Origin of the sequence: Sphingobacterium populi, from assembly GCF_001586775.1 — a bacterium.
Lineage (GTDB): Bacteria > Bacteroidota > Bacteroidia > Sphingobacteriales > Sphingobacteriaceae > Sphingobacterium > Sphingobacterium populi.
This window is the reverse complement of sequence record NZ_LQXS01000003.1, coordinates 296095-315628: the sequence shown is the minus strand read 5'-3', so window position 1 is coordinate 315628 and position 19534 is coordinate 296095. Positions and strand designations below refer to the sequence as shown.

At 42.0% G+C, this 19534-nt stretch carries 16 protein-coding genes and 1 pseudogene; 6 read left to right on the top strand and 11 right to left on the bottom strand.

Annotation, left to right across the window (positions count from 1 at the left end; genetic code table 11):
* Positions 1-5: 5 nt before the first annotated feature.
* Positions 6-1907 (bottom strand): alpha-L-fucosidase, encoded by a 1902-nt coding sequence (locus tag A0125_RS09195; RefSeq protein ID WP_066754865.1) that lies wholly within the window; start codon positions 1905-1907, stop codon positions 6-8.
* Between the two features lie 163 nt (positions 1908-2070).
* Between A0125_RS09195 and hemL the strand changes: the two genes are divergently transcribed.
* A complete protein-coding gene (gene hemL / locus A0125_RS09190) occupies positions 2071-3387 on the top strand; it encodes a glutamate-1-semialdehyde 2,1-aminomutase (protein WP_066754863.1) in 1317 nt (438 codons plus the stop codon).
* A gap of 769 nt (positions 3388-4156) precedes the next feature.
* Here the strand turns inward: hemL and argC are convergent.
* The 3 genes and pseudogenes from argC to A0125_RS09175 form a co-directional block, all read right to left on the bottom strand.
* The gene (gene argC, locus A0125_RS09185; RefSeq protein ID WP_066754860.1) at positions 4157-5176 is read right to left on the bottom strand and encodes an N-acetyl-gamma-glutamyl-phosphate reductase; all 1020 of its coding nucleotides are present in this window, start codon (positions 5174-5176) and stop codon (positions 4157-4159) included.
* A gap of 29 nt (positions 5177-5205) precedes the next feature.
* Positions 5206-6393 (bottom strand): argininosuccinate synthase, encoded by a 1188-nt coding sequence (gene argG / locus A0125_RS09180; protein ID WP_066754858.1) that lies wholly within the window; start codon positions 6391-6393, stop codon positions 5206-5208.
* Positions 6394-6414: 21 nt separating this feature from the next.
* Positions 6415-7130 (bottom strand): annotated as a pseudogene (locus tag A0125_RS09175) (GNAT family N-acetyltransferase).
* 561 nt (positions 7131-7691) lie between these two features.
* Between A0125_RS09175 and A0125_RS09170 the strand changes: the two are divergent.
* Positions 7692-10127: a TonB-dependent receptor gene (locus A0125_RS09170; protein ID WP_082784987.1), complete on the top strand. Its 2436-nt coding sequence runs from the start codon at positions 7692-7694 to the stop codon at positions 10125-10127.
* Positions 10128-10333: 206 nt separating this feature from the next.
* Positions 10334-10540 carry a hypothetical protein gene (locus A0125_RS09165; RefSeq protein WP_231863190.1) on the top strand — a complete coding sequence of 69 codons (207 nt, stop codon included), beginning with the start codon at positions 10334-10336 and terminating at the stop codon, positions 10538-10540.
* Between the two features lie 139 nt (positions 10541-10679).
* Here A0125_RS09165 and pruA read toward each other — a convergent pair whose 3' ends face one another.
* The 7 genes from pruA to A0125_RS15400 all read right to left on the bottom strand — a co-directional run bounded on the left by pruA (position 10680) and on the right by A0125_RS15400 (position 15918).
* Positions 10680-12314, bottom strand: coding sequence for an L-glutamate gamma-semialdehyde dehydrogenase (gene pruA, locus A0125_RS09160; protein ID WP_066754853.1), 1635 nt, complete (start codon positions 12312-12314; stop codon positions 10680-10682).
* Positions 12315-12535: 221 nt separating this feature from the next.
* Complete coding sequence (locus tag A0125_RS09155; protein ID WP_066754851.1) at positions 12536-13399, bottom strand: AraC family transcriptional regulator; 864 nt, start codon at positions 13397-13399, stop codon at positions 12536-12538.
* A 10-nt stretch (positions 13400-13409) separates the two neighbouring features.
* A complete protein-coding gene (gene msrA, locus A0125_RS09150; protein WP_082784986.1) occupies positions 13410-14054 on the bottom strand; it encodes a peptide-methionine (S)-S-oxide reductase MsrA in 645 nt (214 codons plus the stop codon).
* Between the two features lie 102 nt (positions 14055-14156).
* Positions 14157-14768 (bottom strand): superoxide dismutase, encoded by a 612-nt coding sequence (locus A0125_RS09145; protein WP_066754849.1) that lies wholly within the window; start codon positions 14766-14768, stop codon positions 14157-14159.
* A gap of 100 nt (positions 14769-14868) precedes the next feature.
* Positions 14869-15339 (bottom strand): nucleoside deaminase, encoded by a 471-nt coding sequence (locus tag A0125_RS09140; protein WP_066754847.1) that lies wholly within the window; start codon positions 15337-15339, stop codon positions 14869-14871.
* 20 nt (positions 15340-15359) lie between these two features.
* Positions 15360-15698, bottom strand: coding sequence for a tRNA-binding protein (locus tag A0125_RS09135; protein WP_066754844.1), 339 nt, complete (start codon positions 15696-15698; stop codon positions 15360-15362).
* Between the two features lie 4 nt (positions 15699-15702).
* Positions 15703-15918 carry a hypothetical protein gene (locus A0125_RS15400; protein WP_082784985.1) on the bottom strand — a complete coding sequence of 72 codons (216 nt, stop codon included), beginning with the start codon at positions 15916-15918 and terminating at the stop codon, positions 15703-15705.
* 74 nt (positions 15919-15992) lie between these two features.
* On the opposite strand from A0125_RS15400, the gene A0125_RS09130 reads away from it, so the two are divergent.
* From A0125_RS09130 to A0125_RS09120, 3 genes are all read left to right on the top strand, one after another.
* Positions 15993-16580, top strand: a complete 588-nt coding sequence (locus A0125_RS09130) for a porin family protein (RefSeq protein WP_066754842.1) — start codon at positions 15993-15995, stop codon at positions 16578-16580.
* Positions 16581-16764: 184 nt separating this feature from the next.
* The gene (locus tag A0125_RS09125; protein WP_066754839.1) at positions 16765-17544 is read left to right on the top strand and encodes a succinate dehydrogenase cytochrome b subunit; all 780 of its coding nucleotides are present in this window, start codon (positions 16765-16767) and stop codon (positions 17542-17544) included.
* 54 nt (positions 17545-17598) lie between these two features.
* A complete protein-coding gene (locus tag A0125_RS09120; RefSeq protein ID WP_066754837.1) occupies positions 17599-19533 on the top strand; it encodes a fumarate reductase/succinate dehydrogenase flavoprotein subunit in 1935 nt (644 codons plus the stop codon).
* The last annotated feature ends 1 nt before the right edge of the window (position 19534 follow it).

Genomic DNA, 19534 nt, shown 5'->3' with positions numbered 1-19534 from the left:
GGATATTATTTTATAAATCCTATTTCGCTAGCTGTAAAACCTTCACCCGCAGCCTCTACTGCTTCAAAGCGAATCTGTTGGTATTGCACATTCTTACTAAATCTAACGACTTGCTCAATTGGGTTTGACTTAATGTTCGAAAACTCTCCTTCATAAAAGATTTCCCAATTTTTATTGTCTTGACTACCAGCAAATCGATAACGCGTGACCATTCCATCCTTTTGGCCATCTTGCCTTGGCAAATAGAAGAAGCCAGCAACGGTTTTATCACCTAGTTCGAAAACCAAATTCTTCTCTTTCACCTGTACCCAAGTTTTTGGATCATTATCGGTTGCAGCCGATAAATCAGCTGTAGATACGATTTTATAATCAGCAGCTTTCAGACGGTCGATTTTCTTTGCCTCATCACTCACCTGATAATCTACATACGCTTCTTTGTACAGACCAAAATCACTGAGCGTAGGCGCTACTGGCGCAAACAGCTCAATACGCAATTTGGTCGCTTTCACGGGTTCGCTCAATTTAATGATACGATTAGCTCCGATGATAGTAGCCGATGCGATCTTTTGCCAATTTTGTCCATCCCAAGTAAAGATGCGTACACTATCCAAACGCTGTCCTAGCTTAATATTTTCACGCAAGCGAATCAAATCAAATTCTTGTTCACCGCTCAAATCTAATTCCAACCAAGGATCTAAAACATCATCATCAGAAGCGAAGTACGAATAGCGATCATCGTCCAAAATCTGCTCTGCCGCATAAGCTTTGTGATCGCCACGTGTATTAGAAGCTTTCAGTTTCGCCTTGCGCGCCAAATTGGTCGCAAAGGTTTTTTCTAATTTCTCTCCAAACCCTTTCAATGAAGCGACATCATTCGCATGTAACAAACCACTAGGCATAGGTGCCAATCCTAGATTCATGTTCGCTCCGCGACCTACAGATTTTAAATAAATATCAAATAAGGCATCCGGGCTTTTCACCTGCCCATCTTGCTCTGGATGGTAAAACCAACCTGACCGATGCGGCACATCACATTCGGCCGGAATCCAAGATTCTCCTCCGCGTGTTCCGGTTGATAAATTGCTGTCATCCATAAATCCAGGCATTGGCTCTTTCCCTTCTTTTCCTTTCAACGTGATCGTTGCCCAACTCGTTTCTGCTGCATGGCCATGTTCGTTACCGACCCAGCGCATATCAAGACCGATATCCGAAAAAATCATCGCCATCGGTTGATGCTTACGTACAATCGGCCAAGTTTTTTCTTTCCAACTATAATACGTGGTGCGATCGATCGTGCGCTTTTCATTTCTACCGCCGTAGTAACCATCACCACCATTTGCACCATCGTGCCAAGAAGTAAACAAATCTCCATATCCTGTCATCAACTCGGTCAATTGCTGACGATAAGCCTCGGGGTACGCGTCCGATCCGTACCGTTCATCATTGCGGTCCCAAGCCGACAGGTACACCCCGAACTTTAGATTATTATTTTTGGCCGCTTCCATAAATTCTTTGACCATATCGCCTTTACCGTCTCTCCAAGGAGAACTTGCTACGCTATATTTGGTCGTAGCAGTTGGCCACAGACAGAAACCGTCATGATGCTTGGCCACCGAAATTAATCCTTTAAATCCACCTGCGGCAGCGGCTTCTGCAATTTGGTTTGCATCGAATTCTGTTGGGTTAAAAATAGCCGGATCGGCATCGCCAAATCCCCATTCTTTATTCTGATAAGTAGTTGGAGTAAAATGGATCAATGCATAGGTTTCCATTTCATGCCAGCGAAGCTGACGTTCGGAAGGTAGTGCGCCATAAGGTTCTGGTGCTGGTGGAGTTTCCGTGTTACAAGCAGTCAACGTAGTTGCTAACATCCCTAACGCTACACCTATTTTTTTGGTAAATATCATCGGTAGTTTGTATTTGAGTGATGAATATACGCTTTTTATCACAAAAACAATCCCTACAGTGTTTAAAACCGGTAATCTGGAAGCCTAGTAGTCAATATTGACTTTCACATGAACGATATCTAACCCGAAATGGATAAATTCGCACATCAAAACAAAATTTTAGATGGCGAAGGTAGAAAAGGATATTTCTAGAGAAAAATCAGGTCAATTATTCGAAGAAGCAAAAGGTTATTTCCCAGGCGGCGTAAACTCACCGGTGCGCGCTTTCAAATCCGTGTATGGCACGCCCCTATTTATTGAACGTGGCGACAAAGCACATTTGTGGGATGCCGATGGCAATGAGTTTATTGATTATTGCTGCTCTTGGGGGCCGCTTATTTTGGGTCACAACAATGATGCTGTCCGTGAAGCTGTCACTGCGCAATTGCACAAAGGATTGAGCTTTGGCGCTCCTACAGCATTAGAGAATAAGTTAGCCAGCCTCATCATCAACAATAACAGATATCTCGATAAAATTCGTTTTGTAAGCTCAGGTACAGAAGCTGTGATGTCAGCGATTCGCTTGGCGAGAGGATATACAAAACGGGATAAAATCGTCAAGTTTGAAGGCTGCTACCATGGCCACTCCGATGCACTTCTGGTAAAAGCAGGATCTGGTTTGGTCACTTTCGGAGAAACATCTTCTGCCGGCGTACCAAAAGCATTTGCTGATGAAACGATTGTGATCGCGCTTAATGATTATGAAGCATTGAAACAGGTTTTCGTAGATTTTAAAGATCAAATCGCCACGGTAATTATAGAAGGTATTCCTGCCAACAATGGTTTGCTGATGCAAGACCGCGAATACATACAATTCTTGCGCGAGATCACGCAGGAGAACGGTGCTCTTTTGATCTTTGATGAAGTAATCACCGGATTCCGTCTGGGATTTGAAGGTGCAGCTCGCTATTACGATGTCAAACCGGATATCATCACTTACGGCAAAATCATTGGCGGCGGCATGCCTGTGGGCGCTTATGGTGCATCCAATGAATTGATGAGTCATATATCGCCAGATGGCGGTGTGTATCAAGCCGGCACATTATCAGGAAATCCGGTGGCCATGTCCGCAGGTATAGCCGCACTAAGCATCTTGGCGCAAGACGGATTTTACGAAAATCTGGAAGGAGTTACGCAAAAATTTGTACAGGAAATTCAGGCGCATATTGCGCAAAAAGAATATCGCGTCAAAATATTTACTATCGGATCGATATTTTGGTTCGCGTTCACCGATCAAGATAAAATTCAGCGTGCAGATGAGATCGTGCACGAATCAATGGAGCAGTACAAGGTAATGCACCGCGAATTGCTAAATCGCGGCATCTACTTCGGCCCTTCAGGTTACGAAGTTGGTTTTATTTCTGCAGCGCATACAAAAGATGATTTAAGCAAAACCATTGTCGCACTCCAAGAATCGCTAGATGTGGTTTTTGCCTCATAAAAGGTTTTAAATAGACATAAAATGGGCTGCGTTATTCGACGCAGCCCATTTTGTGTTTTAAGATCGCTATGCTTGCCCTTGAGCCGGGCGGGCATGATACTTTGATCGCAAAAGTATCCAAAACTCGCCGCTGACCGTATTGGCACAACGTTAGTGCATCCCACTGCTATTGCCAATCCGCTAAGGCGGCATTTGATGAATTAGAAGGATCGTGCTTAAGATGTTAATTAGTATGGAGTAGTTAGTATTAAGATAGTAGTATGTATATAGATATAAGTATTTAGATGACTTTCTGGCTTCTAATTAGCAACACTTGATTAATCCATAAGGTTTACAAGATGGACAAGTGTAGCTTTTGCTTCATCCGACCTAGCGTTCCGACTGCGTCAAGCCGTCCGAAAGTAAATCCGTGAATAACAAAAATCTGTTTGAGCGCAGCGAGTTTATTTTTGTTTAGGATTTCTGAGGTCGGATAGCAGAAAGGAATGCAGTCTTGATTTTTGCCAAGCTTTTTATCAAGAAAAAGTTTGAAGAAACTCTTGATTAAGGTGTTATTTAGTAATTCCCTCGATCGACACGTCTTTGCGAAGCCGAGGCCACGAGGCTGCGGCAATCTAAACTTAATTTGGAACTATGGCTATCAACTTTCTGAACTTTATTAACCTTATCAACTTAAAAAAAAACAGATCGCTTCGTGCCTCGCGATGACGCATAAAAAATGGCAGCAAGCTTCAACTCACTGCCATTTTCATATAATACTTTTATAGATCTAAAAACCAGCCGGTTTTAGATTCAAGCCCGCACGCTCGTCCAAGCCAAACATGAGGTTCATGTTCTGTACCGCTTGCCCAGAAGCTCCTTTTAACAAGTTATCTGTAGCATTCAGAATCAATAATTTATCGCCATGCTTTTCTAAGTGCATAATACTTTTATTGGTATTTACCACTTGCTTCAAATCGATATTTTCGTCACTTACGAAGGTAAATGGATGCGATTGATAATAATCTTCGTACAAAGCATATGCATCAGCCACTGAAATATCCGTATCCACATAGATCGCTGAGAAAATGCCACGTGCAAAATCACCGCGTTGCGGAATGAAATTGATCCGTTGCTGCGCACGAGCTAATAAGGATTCATCGCCCGTTGGCAAATAACCGTTTTGCAATTGATCTAACGATTCGGATATTTCTTGCAAATGCTGGTGCTCGAAAGATTTGTAAGCCGACAGGTTATTGTTGCGCCACGAGAAATGTGTCGTCGCACTAGGTTTTTGTCCTGCGCCAGTAGATCCTGTGGTAGCGTTGACATGAATCTGATTAGGCAATAATCCAGCCTTGGCCAGCGGCAACAGCGCCAATTGAATATTGGTTGCAAAACAGCCTGGATTCGCCACATAATGCGCTTGCTTAATCGCTTCCCTGTTCAGCTCCGGTAATCCATAAACAAATTGACCACTTGCAAACGCTTGATGATCGCGTAAACGGTAATCTTGCGATAGATCGATGATTTTGACTTTAGCATCTACTGGATTTTGATCCAGAAATTTGCGCGCATCGCCATGACCTAAGCAAAGAAAAAGCACATCGATATTAGCATGGAAGTCGGTAGAAAATTCGAGTTCGGTATCGCCCAGCAAGTCATTATGCACCGCATATACCTTTTTGCCGGCATTGGATCCGCTATTTGCAAACACAATCTCCACCTCAGGATGGTAGATCAACACTCTCAACAATTCACCTCCGGTATAGCCGGCTGAGCCTACTATTCCTGCTTTTATCTTCGTCATGTACTTTCTTATTAGTTGGCTGTCGCTGATTACGACTGCCCGTTCACTTTAAACCAGATTCCTACTTGATTACCAAATATTTTAGAAAATCCTTTCACATCGTCGCCGGTGTAGCCTTCATTCATTTCGCCGTAGCTTCCGAATTTGTTGTTCATCAAATCATGATCCGACTCCACGCCGATAATTACAAAACGGTGCGGATGTAGCTCTACAATTACACGACCAGTTACCGTAGCTTGCGCACTACTCAAAAACGCTTCGATATCGCGCATCACGGGATCGTGCATTTGCCCTTCGTGCATATAGTTTCCGTAGAAAGCAGCGATTTGGTCTTTCCAAGACAGTTGCCATTTCGTCAACGTATGTTTTTCCAACATGTGGTGCGCTTTGACCAAAATGATTGGCCCAGCAGCTTCAAAACCAACACGACCTTTGATACCGATGATGGTATCGCCCACATGAATATCACGACCAATGCCATAAGGTTGTGCCAACTCTTGCAATTGTTGGATCACTTTCACCGCTCCAATTTTCTCGCCATTCAAACCAACTGGTTCGCCTTTTTCAAAGTCGATCGTGATCTGACGCGGTTGATCTTGTGTAATTGGCGTTGGCCAAGCCGATTCGGGCAGGTATTGATTCGAAGTTAACGTTTCTGCGCCACCGACGGAAGTTCCCCAAAGGCCTTTGTTGATCGAGTATTTGGCTTTTTCTGCCGAATATTCTACACCGTGCTTGTTCAAGTATTCGATCTCTGCTTCGCGAGATAATTTAAGATCGCGTATTGGAGTAATGATTTCGATTCCTGGAATTAAGGTCTGAAAAATCATGTCAAAACGTACTTGATCATTTCCAGCACCAGTAGAACCGTGAGCTACACAAGTGGCCCCAATTTTCTTCGCATAATTCGCAATCGCAGTCGCCTGCGTTACACGTTCTGCTGATACCGATAATGGATAAGTGGCATTCTTGAGCACATTACCAAAGATCAAGTACTTGATCGTATCGCTATAATAATCTTCGGTTTCGTCGATTGTGGTATGCGATTTTACACCCAATTCGTACGCGCGCTTTTCTACTGTCTGCAATTCTTCGGCTGAGAAACCACCGGTATTGACTATAACCGAGTGTACTTCCAAACCCAAATCCTTGGACAGGTATATACAGCAAAACGAGGTATCCAAACCACCACTGAATGCTAAAACGACTTTCTTCATCTTATTGTTGTGATATATAAATTAAAATCCTTTGGCTGGCTTGACACCAACCGGGAATACAAAAGTGACCATTTTTTTTGTGGATTTCCAGAGTTTCGCTTCGATGCGCTTGAGTAGTGATTGCTTTTTAGCAATACGATTTAGCCTCAATTTGGCTTCTGCTTTGCGTTGGATCTTTTCTTTCAGCTCCCGTTCTTTCTCGACAGGATCCCAAAGCATAGCAGTACACATACAATTTTTTCGTTCTTTGGCCGTCAGAATGTCGAAATTAACGCAAGATTGGCATCCTTTCCAGAATTCTTCATCTTGGGTAAGCTCGCCATAAGTTACGGGTTCGTAACCAAGATCAGAGTTGATCTTCATCACGGCCAAACCGGTAGTCAATCCAAATATTTTGGCCTTGGGATACCGCTCTCTGGACAATTCGAAAACCTCCTTTTTGATGGCTTTTGCTAAGCCTTCTTTACGAAATACCGGATTCACGATCAAGCCTGAGTTGGCCACATAATCGCCGTGGCTCCAGGTTTCGATATAACAAAAACCAGCCCACCGACCATCTTTGTGCAAGGCAATCACGGCTTTACCTTCCTCCATTTTCTTGGCAATGTATTCGGGTTGCGACGGGCAATACCTGTTCCTCGCGCTTTGGCAGACTCAAACATTTCGTCACAAATCTGCTGAGCATAATCTTTATGCGAGGCATTAGCAGGAATAATCAAAAAATCTGAAAGTATCATTCTGAGACTTCGACCTAAAAAACACTCCACTCAACGTGGAATCTAAACATGAATTAACGATTGTAATAGCAGCACACGTCTGAGCGCTAAATAGCGGCTGCCTATCTGGAAATTTCCTGCCCCTTTATCAAGCCCGAGGCAGTATTGGTCGTCGAAATCGCAGAACGGGACAACAAAACGCATAACTATGACTCATAGCACGTACTGCTAGCATGCAATTTGCTCGCAAAACGACTTCCTTATTATAGTTATGACAGTGCATCCTTCTTTCTTCTTAAAATTCTGACAGACAAAAGTATAAAATATTTCCGTGTCAACAATGGTATTCAATTATTTTTACGAATACCTTAATAGTAACTGCAAAAACGTGACCAATTAGCAACATGGGTGCGGCCTATTCACATTAAATCATAGTTAAGAAATAAAACACAAGGACTTTGCTCGAAAAATAACGCCTTTTAACAGAAATCTTAATATTTCTAAATAATATAATATATATCTTAGGAGTAAAGTAAAAACAGCATACTAACCAAATTAATTATTAGAGTATTAGACCAAATTATGCCTTTAAAGATAGTTTCCAGCCCACTACTTCATGGCTTTCGGCTTGCTATGATACTTTTTTACGGAACACTAATAGCAATTCCAACAACTGCACAAACACAAACTAACACACTAAAGGGTACAGTCGTTACTTCAGAAGGCGAAGTTATTTCATTTGCCACAGTAACACTCAAACAAAATGGCAGCGAAGAAACGTTCACCAAATTCACGGACGAATCGGGGTTCTTTGGATTTGAAAGCTTACCCAAGGGTAAATATAATATCTTGATTGAGATCGTCGGCTATCAGACGCTAACGCAAGCGTTATCAATCGCAGAAAACACCAGTCTGGGTCAGCTAAAACTGGATCGAGATCAGAATGTATTGGAAGAAGTTTCGGTAACCGCTCGAAAACCTATGATCTCGCGCAAGCGCGATCGTTTGGTGCTGAATGTAGAGAATATGGTGTCAGCAGCCGGAAGATCATCCATGGAATTGCTAAGCATGGCTCCAGGTGTATTTATCATGCAGGGAAATATATCGATCAATGGCGTGTCAGGCACACGAGTCATGGTTGATGGACGCATGCTTAACATCAGCGGCGACGATTTGAGAGATTATCTCCGCAATCTCAAGGCTGAAGACATCGCTTCGATTGAAGTGATCGCTCGCCCGCCAGCAGAATATGAAGCTGCTGGCTCGGGCGGATTGATCAACATTATCATGAAAAAGCGCAGAGAAAGTGGTTTGCAAGCAAAAGTAGGACATGATTATTCTAAAGGATTGGGTAGATACTCTTCTTTTCGTCCCTTCGCTGGGGTTAATTATAATGCTGGTAAACTTACACTTTCTGCAGACTATTCATACTCAGCAGCTAAAGAATTTGAAGACATTACACAATCGCGCACATTGTCTGATCAAGGCAGATATACCGCAGCCAATAACAGCGTACAGCGTGATCAAAATCATCGTATTCGTCTTTCGGGTTTTTACGACATCTCAACAAATCACACCCTGTCAATAGATTACACCGGAAGGTTTACAAAATCGGTCGATAGTGTTTTTTCACACACAGAGATTAGTTATCTAAATCCTTCCAAAAATACAGTTTCTACAGGCCGCTTTCCTATGAACAGACCCGTTGATTATCACAACATCGGATTAAATTATCATTGGAAAACCGACACACTAGGATCTAATTTTCGGTTAGTAGCGGATTACACGAATAGCGATAAATCATTTAATAGCAGCACATTTAGTAACACATTCGATGTACAAGGTCAATTCCTTCAGGATACCTCTTTTATTTTTCGCTTTCCTAGTATATCGAAGATCACGACAGCCGAAGCAAAATATCAAAAAAAATGGATCAATGGTTGGGACGTACAAGCGGGTGCAAAACTATCTAACACGGATATTACGAATGAAAACGCTTATGATATAATGCGGCAAAATATTTGGTTCAATGATGAGCGAGCATTTGACTACCTCTACAAGGAGCAAATCGCGGCAGGTTTTGTAAGCTTAAGTGGAGAATTGTATGGAGCAGAATTTACCTTGGGGTTGCGAGGTGAAAACAGTCGTATCAGAGGTGAAGTCATCGGTGATGGACAGGACACTTTGATCCGTGCAGATTATTTTAATCTTTTCCCTTCATTACATCTACAAAAAAGCCTGGATCAAGAAGGCAAACACATCATGACACTCACCGCAAACAGACGGATACAAAGACCATCTTATAATGAGCTAAATCCTTATCGTTATTTTCTAGATAATTTTTCAGTGATTGCTGGCAATCCGTTACTCCGCCCACAAATCACAACTGGTAGCGAACTCTCCTATCTATTCCAACAAAAGTATTACTTAGGTTTCAGCTACAACAATACCAAAGACGTCATCTATCAGATCATCGAGACCGATCCGCAGTCAGACATGTTGTTGATATGGCGCAAGAACACGGGAAGAGAGGAAGTATACACGGCTACTATTAGTGCGCCGATACAATTTCGCCCTTGGTGGACTTCTACTAATAATCTATTACTCACATCCACCAGTTCTGTCGCGCCAGAGTTCGATCTGCATTTAACCTCATTTATCCTCCAGTCGGAGCATGAATTTTCCTTCAAAAAAGGGTGGACAGCTAGTCTGAGTGCTTTGTATACTCCACGAGTGCTACAAGGCAATATCATCACGGGTTTTATATCTAATGTAGATTTGGGGCTTCGCAAACGTTTTTTCAACGACCAGCTTACGACAGCTATATCAGTTAGTGATATCTTTTATCACACGAACTTTAATGCAAAAAGTTATTATAATGATGATGTTATTGCTGTGTCTACACGTCAACAAACCCGTGTCTTTACGCTTTCGGCGACATATAATATCAACGTAGGCAAGGCCTTTAAGATGAAATCTCTGTTCAAGAGTAATACGGAAGAGAGTGGGCGCTTGTAAAGCGGAACACGCGAGCTTTTGTTTATTGTAGAACTGTATAAGATTTCAAACTACAGCATTTAAAATCTCGACGATCAATTTTATGACGTTAAAATTTTAAACTATTATCGGCAAAAGCATACTTTTGCAGAATAAAATTTAGCATCATTATGGTTACTCCAAGTATCGTTTTCTATCTGTTTTTTGCGATTCCCTATATTGGAATCATGTATTGGCTTGTAAAGCAAGACAAGAAAAAGCATGCTTGGGGCGTTACAGTAATTACGGCGATCGCTATTGCTGGTTTTTTCGTTTCGCAAAGAGCAAGCAGAATTGCCGTGCAAAACTATAAACAGCACCAGATCGATGCCCGACAACAAGAATTGGAAGCCGACAGCATTTTGCGCACATTAAATCGGGATACTGCAGAATAGTTTTTGATCAATACAGAGACACTGAGATTAAGCGCTTCAGTCGACCTTCACAAGTCATAAAAAAGGAGTTTTCATGTACATGAAAACTCCTTTTTTATGACTGTTATTATGGTAGACAGTTTGGCTGTCTACGTATTTACTAATCTTCTCCTAAAAACGGGTAACGGTAATCCGTATCTGGGTTGAAGGTTTCTTTAATTGTTCTTGGTGATACCCAACGTAGCAAGTTGATCATTGATCCAGCTTTATCATTTGTGCCCGATCCGCGCGCACCGCCAAATGGCTGCTGGCCTACAACTGCACCTGTACATTTATCGTTGATATAAAAGTTACCAGCCGAATGACGCAAAGCATGACTTGCCTCTTCGATCGCGTAGCGATCTTGCGAAATCACAGCACCTGTCAATGCATAGATGGACGTCTGATCTATCGTTTTCAAAGTTTCAGACCATTTCTCATCTTCGTAGACAAAAATCGTCAGCACCGGACCGAACAATTCTTCTTGCATGGTCTCGTAGTCAGCATTTTTTGCAACGATAACGGTCGGACGGATAAAATATCCCGTCGACTTATCATAATGTCCTCCGAAAACTACTTCAGCATCTGCTGATTCTTTTGCACGATCAATGTATTTAGTGATTTTGTCGAATGCTTTTTCATCTATCACCGCATTGATGAAGTTGGTAAAATCTTCTGTACCACCCATTTTCAACGTATCCAAATCTTTACCTATAAGCTCTTTAACCGCTGGCCAAAGTGATTTTGGAATATACGCACGAGATGCTGCGGAACATTTTTGACCTTGGAATTCAAATGCACCACGTACTAGTGCTGTGCTCACGACTTTCGCTTCTGCGGTAGCATGTGCTAAAATGAAATCTTTACCACCAGTCTCCCCCACAATGCGTGGGTAAGTTTTATACACGTGAATATTTTCGCCAATTGTTTTCCAAATCTCTTGGAATACACCTGTAGATCCTGTGAAGTGGATACCGGCAAAATCTGGGTGTTTAAAAATAACATCACCTGCATCTGGGCCATGCACATATACTAAGTTGATCACGCCATCTGGAACGCCTGCTTCGCGGAAGACTTCCATCAGCACGTTGGCCGAATAAATCTGCGTTTCGGACGGTTTCCACACCACAACATTTCCCATCATTGCTACTGAAGTCGGTAAGTTACCCGCAATCGCCGTGAAATTAAATGGTGTCAATGCAAACACAAAGCCTTCTAAAGGACGTTGCTCCACACGATTCCACACGCCTTTTGGTGATACTGGCGGTTGCTGAGAATAAATCTCAGTCATGTATTTCACATTGAAGCGCAAGAAATCAGCAATTTCACATGCCGAGTCGATCTCCGCTTGAAATGCATTTTTTGATTGACCAAGCATGGTCGCAGCATTCAGCTTATAACGATATTTGGTCGAGATTAATTCGGCTGCTTTCAAAAAGATCGCTGCGCGATGCTCCCATGGCAAGTTTTCCCACGCATCTTTTGCAGAAAGCGCTGCATTGATAGCAGCGGTTACATGCTCTTTGGTGCCTTGGTGAAAATGACCTAAGATGTGCTTGTGATCGTGTGGAGGAGTGAGTGGTAATTTATTTCCAGTACGCACTTCTTCTGATCCGATGTACATCGGTATATCTACTTCCTGCGCCCGAGCTGTAGCAATCGCCTCTTGCAGCAGTGTTCTTTCTTTGGTTCCTGGCGCATACGAATTAATTGGTTCGTTTACTGGGTCTGGAACATTAAAAAATCCTTTAAGCATATTTTCCTTTTTATCTAATTCTTATCAGTAAAGATACGGCACTCTGTGCGTAACTCATAAACACTGATTGTCTGAATATAAACATATATTGTCATTATAAGAGTTAACGAAAAAAGGATAGAAATAGTATAATTATTATCATTATCAGTAGTATATAGCGACAATAAGAAAAATAGCAAAAGATATCAGCGGCAGGAATTTCGACAAATTTCGTCTATCTACTATATCCCATACTGTTGTAGATAATGGCGGGGTGATAGGCGCATGATCTGTTTGAAAACCCGATTGAAATGTACCGTGTTTTTGAAGCCAACCTGAAAGGCCGCCTCAGCGATAGATTCTGTACTGCGGTTTACTAACAGCTGACAAGCTTTCTCTATTCGGACTTCATTTAAAAAACCTACATATGTTTTGGTAGTATGTTTCTTAAAAAATTTGCAAAATGAACTGGGCGTCATATGCACCAAACTAGCCACATCTGCAATAGCCACATCATCCTGCAAGTGATCGAAGGTGTATTTATAGACCGCACTTATGCGAGCGCCGTCTTTATCAGAATAGCTGATCTTCCTTGCACCTGAATATAGCGACTCTGCATCGCGAGCATGCTGTGTGAGTGCGTGCAACAAACTGATGAATTCTATAAATTTTGGAATGCCGTTTTTTTCAGAAAGTGCTCGAAAATAAGATTGCAGGCTTTGAGCACGATCAGCTTGTACTTTCTTACTTGCATCTAATCCTATCAAATACGATCCCACTTGATCAAATTCTGGAATAACGAAAAGTTTTTCCATTCGCTCCAAATGCACGAATACGTGAACCAAATGCACAATTTCGCCGGATGACCCGCACTCTTCATATTCGGTGAACATATGAGGTTCATTGGGCCGAAGTACAAAAATGTCGCCCTGTTGGAAAGATTGCGCAATATTACCTACCACTATGGTACCATTGCCTTGCAAGACGCACGTAACTTGCAATTCGGAATGGCGGTGATAGTAATCATACAGCTTACCGGCTCTGTTTTCGAGGGTAGCAAATACACCTTCACCATAAACTGGCACAGTAAACTGAATGGGCTCCATTACTAGAGAACTATTTTAATTTATCTTCGAATACTTTTTTAAACTTCTCTAATTTGGGTTGCACAACGAATTGGCAATAGCTATTACTCGGGTTTTTATTGAAATAATCCTGATGATAATCTTCGGCCGGATAAAATACATCTGACTTTTCGATCGTCGTTACGATCGGTTTGTCATAGACTTTCTCTGCATTAAGTTGCGCGATATAATACGCTGCTTTTTCCTCTTGCTCAGCATTTAAAGGAAATAAGGCAGATCGGTATTGAGTACCGACGTCGTTACCTTGCCGATTAAGTTGCGTAGGATCGTGCAATTGGAAAAATGCCTTCAGCAGTTCATCATATGAAATTATCTTTGGATCATAAGTTATTTTAACCGCTTCAGCATATCCAGTTTGCCCTGTCGTCACTTGTTCATAAGTCGGATTAGCACCTTTGCCGCCAATATAGCCAGAAATCACCGTGTCCACTCCTTCTAGCAATCCTAAAGATGTCTCGATACACCAGAAACATCCTGCCGCCATAATGGCTTCTTGACGATCATCACTCACGGGCAAGGTTGCTAAAGAAACTGGTTTTGAAGTATTAGATGTTGCTTGGCAAGACGCCAAAACTAGCGTACACAAAGCGAATAAATACATTATTTTGTTGTTCATAATTCCTCCTATTATATATTACAAAATACGAAAGAAGCTGCCTTTTGGATTTCACCAAGGCAGCTTCTTAACATATTTAACACTATAGCGTCAGGATTAAAATTATCCTTTTGCTGCTGCGTATCTTTTTGCGACAGCATCCCAGTTTACTACCTCAAAGATAGCTTCTAAGTATGCGGGGCGCTTGTTTTGATATTTTAAATAGTAAGCGTGCTCCCATACATCGATACCAAAGATAGGTGTGCCTTTCACTTCTGCCACATCCATCAAAGGATTATCTTGGTTTGGTGTAGAAGTTACCGCTAATTTACCATCTTGACCAACAATTAACCAAGACCAACCTGAACCAAAGCGCGTAGCGCCTGCTTCTTGCAATTTCTTTTTCAGGTCAGCGAATGAACCAAATGTTTCGTTGATCGCGTCAGCCAACTCACCTGTCGGCTCGCCACCCGCATTCGGCCCTAATACAGACCAGAATAAATCGTGGTTGAAATGCCCACCTCCGTTATTGCGAACAGCTGCAGGATATTTGCTGATATTTTTGATCAACTCTTCTAAAGATGCTCCAGCGGCATCTGTATCTGCGATAGCTTTATTCAAGTTATCCACGTAAGCCTGATGGTGACGATCGTGATGGATTTCCATCGTATCTTTATCAATGTGTGGTTCTAATGCGTCGTTAGCGTATGGTAACGCTGCTAATTCGAATGCCATAATTATATAATTTTAGTATAAATTAATGCTGCTTATGCTGCGTCACGAATATAACAAATGTTTAGTTTTTATGTTTGAAAACATGCCATTCTGTGTGATCTTAATTTCTTTTATTACGAAAAAATGATTGTATCAAGTCACTACAATCAGTTTCTAACACACCTCCTTTAATTTCTGTCTTTGGGTGTATGATTCGATCATGAAAAGCGCTATATCCGCGCTTATCGTCTTTAGCTCCGTACACAATACGATCCACTTGTACCCAGTACGCCGCTCCAGCACACATCACACAAGGTTCTATTGTGACATATAATGTACAACCCTTAAGATATTTGCCTCCCAAATGATTGGCCGCCGCTGTGAATGCTTGCATCTCTGCATGCGCCGTGACGTCGTGAAGGCGTTCGGTTAAGTTATATCCTTTCGCAATGACTTGTCCGTTTGCGACGATCACTGCACCAATTGGTATTTCATCTGCTTCGTAAGCTATTTTGGCCAAGCGCAGTGCCTCCCGCATAAATAGTTCGTCTACAGATTCTGACGTATCACCCTCCGCACTAAAATATTTCATCTATTTTTTTTAATCCTTCCTTACATTAACCGTGTCCCGTTAGGAACTTCTTTATCCACAGCTGTCAGTACGATATCTCCATTTGCATCAGCGAAACCTGTCACCAAACATTCGGAAAAAAAATTTGCAATTTGCTTTCGCGGAAAATTTACCACAGCTACTACTTGCTTCCCGATTAGCTCATCGCGAGTATAATGCACAGTAATCTGCGCACTCGATTTGCGAATACCTATCTTCGCACCAAAATCGATCTGCAACTGGTAAGCTGGTTTTTTCACTTTCGGAAAGTCTTGCGCGTCTGTAATGGTTCCGACGCATAGCACTATCCGCTCAAAATCTGTCCAAGTGATCTCCTCCATCAGGTTATAGCCGGTTACTATTAAGATCCTGCAACTCCTTACCTAAGGTAAATCGTACGTAGTCGGTATTTCGTCTAATTCTCTTCGCTAAGCGCGCTATAAGCTCTTCTTCCTGTCCTTCCACATATGCTAGATCCTCGCTACGTAAAGTATTGTATTTTCTGGTCAACTTGAACCGAACAACTTCCCAGTCTTTCGATGATATTTTTAGGTTGGTCATGATTTATTCTGTTTCGTGGCTTAATTTTTGATATTCTCTCGTATCTTCGAAAAAGTTAAAATTAAAATAATAGTATGAAAAAACGAATACTTACATTAATCGTAGCAATTACCACCATTTTCTCTGCACAAGCACAGCTCTTCCCTTCATTTGATTTGGGTCTGAAAGCAGGTATGAACTTTTCTAGCTTACGTTCTGGCGGAAATTATTTTGATTCTAGTACTAGAGCAGGATTTTTGGCGGGTGCTTGGGGTCGTATCGGCGTCTTAGGCCTTCACCTTCAGCCTGAGGTGTATTATTCCATGAAAAACACCACCCTTACGTCGGAGGAAGGTCAATCTCAGGAACTACGCTTTTCAACCATTGATGTTCCGGTTTTGCTAGGCACTAAAATCGGTCTTGGCCCTGTGGGAGCACGTATTCAGGCCGGCCCCATCTTTTCGTTTATATTTGATAAAGATAATTTTAACAGACCGAATGCGAGTCAAACTACAAACTTTCGCGACAACTTTGCAGCGATCGCATTTGGAGCTGGGGTAGATATTTCTAAGCTTTCATTGGATTTACGTTATGAGCATGGTTTGGGCGATTTAAATCGTGGAGCCGGTGATAGACAACGACTAAATCTTTGGACACTAGCTTTAGGATTTAATTTCTTATAGAAGCTCACAGCTTAACAATCTTCAATTACCGCCTTTTTAAAGGCCAAAAAAATAGGGCTACCAAAAGATGGTAACCCTATTTTTTTTAGAATAATTCTAAATTGTTCTTTTTAGTCCTACCTGAAGGACTTCTTATTGTTTATATGATAAATTTGTGACTAAATTATATTAATTCAGAAGACTAATGAGTAAATCAAAGCCGGTGTTAACTTCTTCGCTTGGGAAGAAACTCGTGATGAGCTTAACAGGCCTATTCCTGTGTACATTTTTAATAGTCCATTTGATCGGTAACCTACAGCTATTTAGCGACGACCTTGGCTATTCATTCAACAACTATGCATACTTCATGACGCACTTTACCCCGATCAAAGTAGTGTCTTATTTGTTATATGCATCCATCATTATCCATGCTGTATATGCGTTGATCTTGACGATCAAAAACAAAGCTGCCCGCCCTATTGAATATAATAAAACGGATGGCAAAGCAAATAGCACTTGGAATTCCAGAAATATGGGTATCCTAGGTACTGTACTTTTAGTATTTATAGCTACCCACATGCAAAATTTTTGGTTTCAGTATAAGTTTGGAACCACGCCTTATGTGGAGTACCGTACTGATATTGCTACTGGTGATCGCCAGACTGACCAATTCGATAATGTTCCAGAAACGTACACGGGTTACCGTAGTTTTGTAGATAATGGTGTGGAGACAGTTCAATCTAAAGATCTTTATACGCAGGTGGCAGTTACTTTCAAAAATCCATTGATTGTACTGTTTTATGTGATAGCCATGGGTGCACTTTCTTTTCACTTGATCCACGGATTCCAGTCGGCCTTTCAAACCCTAGGGTTCAATCACCGTCGCTATATCGGCGTGATTCGTGCGATTGGCGTTTGGGGATTTGGCGTTATTATTCCGGTTCTGTTCGCTTTAATGCCTTTGTATTTTTACTTTTTAAAATAATGTTATTTACAGATGTTGCTCCGCAGCATCTTTTAAATATATAGATCGTTAACTATGTTAGATTCTAAAGTACCTGCTGGCCCATTAGCCGAAAAATGGTCCAAACATAAATTCAATATGAAGCTGGTAAACCCAGCCAACAAACGAAAATTCACTATCATCGTAGTGGGTACGGGTTTGGCGGGCGCTTCGGCAGCTGCTTCTTTAGCAGAACTGGGCTACAATGTGAAAACATTTTGCTACCAGGATTCACCTCGTCGTGCGCACTCTATCGCAGCACAAGGTGGTATCAATGCGGCAAAAAACTATCAGAATGATGGTGACTCGGTTTACCGTTTATTCTATGACACCATCAAAGGTGGAGATTACCGTGCTCGTGAAGCCAACGTACATCGCTTGGCAGAAGTATCGGTCAACATCATCGATCAATGTGTGGCGCAAGGCGTTCCATTTGCACGTGAATATGGTGGTCTTTTAGATAACCGCTCTTTTGGTGGTGCGCAGGTTTCACGTACGTTTTACGCACGTGGTCAAACTGGACAACAATTATTATTAGGTGCGTACTCGGCGCTTAACCGCCAAATCCAAAAAGGAAAAGTAACATCTTACACCCGTCATGAAATGCTTGACTTGGTGAAGATCGACGGACATGCGCGTGGTATCGTTACCCGTGATATGATTTCCGGAAAAATAGAAACACACGAAGGACATGCCGTATTGTTGTGTACTGGAGGTTATGGAAACGTATTCTTCTTGTCTACCAATGCAATGGGCTGTAACGTGACGGCAGCATGGCGTGCGCACAAACGTGGCGCATACTTTGCCAACCCTTGTTATACACAAATCCACCCAACTTGTATTCCAGTAACGGGCGATCACCAATCGAAACTGACTTTGATGTCGGAATCATTGCGTAACGATGGACGTGTATGGGTTCCTAAAACAAAAGAAACTGCTGCAAAATTGCGTAAAGGCGAATTGCACCCTGCCGATATCAAAGAAGAAGACAGAGATTACTTCTTAGAGCGTAAATATCCATCTTTTGGTAACTTGGTACCACGTGACGTAGCTTCTCGTAACGCCAAAGAAGCAGTAGATGATGAGCGCGGTGTTGGTAAATCTGGTGTGGCGGTATTCTTAGATTTCGCAGATGCGATTGCTCGTTTGGGCGAGGATACCGTACGTGCTAAATATGGTAACTTGTTTGACATGTACCATAAAATCACCGACGAAAACCCATACAAGCAACCAATGCGTATCTATCCGGCAGTTCACTACACCATGGGCGGTATTTGGGTAGATTACAACTTGATGACTACCGTACCAGGCTTGTATGCTTTGGGAGAATGTAATTTCTCGGATCACGGTGCTAATCGCCTAGGGGCATCTGCTTTAATGCAAGGTTTGTCAGACGGTTACTTCGTTATTCCTTTTACCGTGGGTGATTATTTGGCCAACTTAGGCTCATTTGCACCAGTAGACAAAAATCATCCTGCTTTCGAACAAACACGTAAAGAAGTGGAAGATAAGGTAACTGCATTACTGGCATTGCGCGGCACAAAAACAGTAGATGACATCCATAAAGAATTGGGTAAAATCATGTGGGAATACTGTGGAATGGCTCGTACGGCAGAGGGATTGACCAAAGCGAAAGGCATGATTCAGGAATTGCGCAAAGACTTCTGGACAAATGCTAATGTATTGGGTAATAATGACGAACTTAATATGTCTTTGGAGAAAGCTGGACGTGTAGCCGACTTCTTAGAACTGGGTGAACTGATGGTGGACGATGCGTTGAATCGCAACGAATCATGTGGTGGTCACTTCCGTTTGGAATCTCAGACAGAAGAAGGCGAAGCGCTACGTAATGACGAAGATTATACGTACGTAGCTGCATGGCAATATACTGCCGACAATCAGCCAGAAGTTCTTCACAAAGAAGACTTAGTGTTCGAGAATGTTAAATTAACCCAAAGAAGTTATAAATAAG

Bases quoted from the DNA above. Each gene is read 5' to 3' on its own strand.
- A0125_RS09120 (WP_066754837.1), top strand. From the start codon at position 17,599: ATGTTAGATTCTAAAGTACCTGCTGGCCCATTAGCCGAAAAATGGTCC.
- A0125_RS09130 (WP_066754842.1), top strand. From the start codon at position 15,993: ATGAAAAAACGAATACTTACATTAATCGTAGCAATTACCACCATTTTC.
- A0125_RS09165 (WP_231863190.1), top strand. From the start codon at position 10,334: ATGTATTGGCTTGTAAAGCAAGACAAGAAAAAGCATGCTTGGGGCGTT.
- A0125_RS09135 (WP_066754844.1), bottom strand. From the start codon at position 15,698: ATGGAGGAGATCACTTGGACAGATTTTGAGCGGATAGTGCTATGCGTC.
- A0125_RS09155 (WP_066754851.1), bottom strand. From the start codon at position 13,399: ATGGAGCCCATTCAGTTTACTGTGCCAGTTTATGGTGAAGGTGTATTT.
- argC (WP_066754860.1), bottom strand. From the start codon at position 5,176: ATGACGAAGATAAAAGCAGGAATAGTAGGCTCAGCCGGCTATACCGGA.
- A0125_RS09125 (WP_066754839.1), top strand. From the start codon at position 16,765: ATGAGTAAATCAAAGCCGGTGTTAACTTCTTCGCTTGGGAAGAAACTC.
- A0125_RS09195 (WP_066754865.1), bottom strand. From the start codon at position 1,907: ATGATATTTACCAAAAAAATAGGTGTAGCGTTAGGGATGTTAGCAACT.
- argG (WP_066754858.1), bottom strand. From the start codon at position 6,393: ATGAAGAAAGTCGTTTTAGCATTCAGTGGTGGTTTGGATACCTCGTTT.
- pruA (WP_066754853.1), bottom strand. From the start codon at position 12,314: ATGCTTAAAGGATTTTTTAATGTTCCAGACCCAGTAAACGAACCAATT.
- hemL (WP_066754863.1), top strand. From the start codon at position 2,071: ATGGCGAAGGTAGAAAAGGATATTTCTAGAGAAAAATCAGGTCAATTA.
- A0125_RS09170 (WP_082784987.1), top strand. From the start codon at position 7,692: ATGCCTTTAAAGATAGTTTCCAGCCCACTACTTCATGGCTTTCGGCTT.
- A0125_RS09140 (WP_066754847.1), bottom strand. From the start codon at position 15,339: ATGAAATATTTTAGTGCGGAGGGTGATACGTCAGAATCTGTAGACGAA.
- msrA (WP_082784986.1), bottom strand. From the start codon at position 14,054: ATGAACAACAAAATAATGTATTTATTCGCTTTGTGTACGCTAGTTTTG.
- A0125_RS09145 (WP_066754849.1), bottom strand. From the start codon at position 14,768: ATGGCATTCGAATTAGCAGCGTTACCATACGCTAACGACGCATTAGAA.
- A0125_RS15400 (WP_082784985.1), bottom strand. From the start codon at position 15,918: ATGACCAACCTAAAAATATCATCGAAAGACTGGGAAGTTGTTCGGTTC.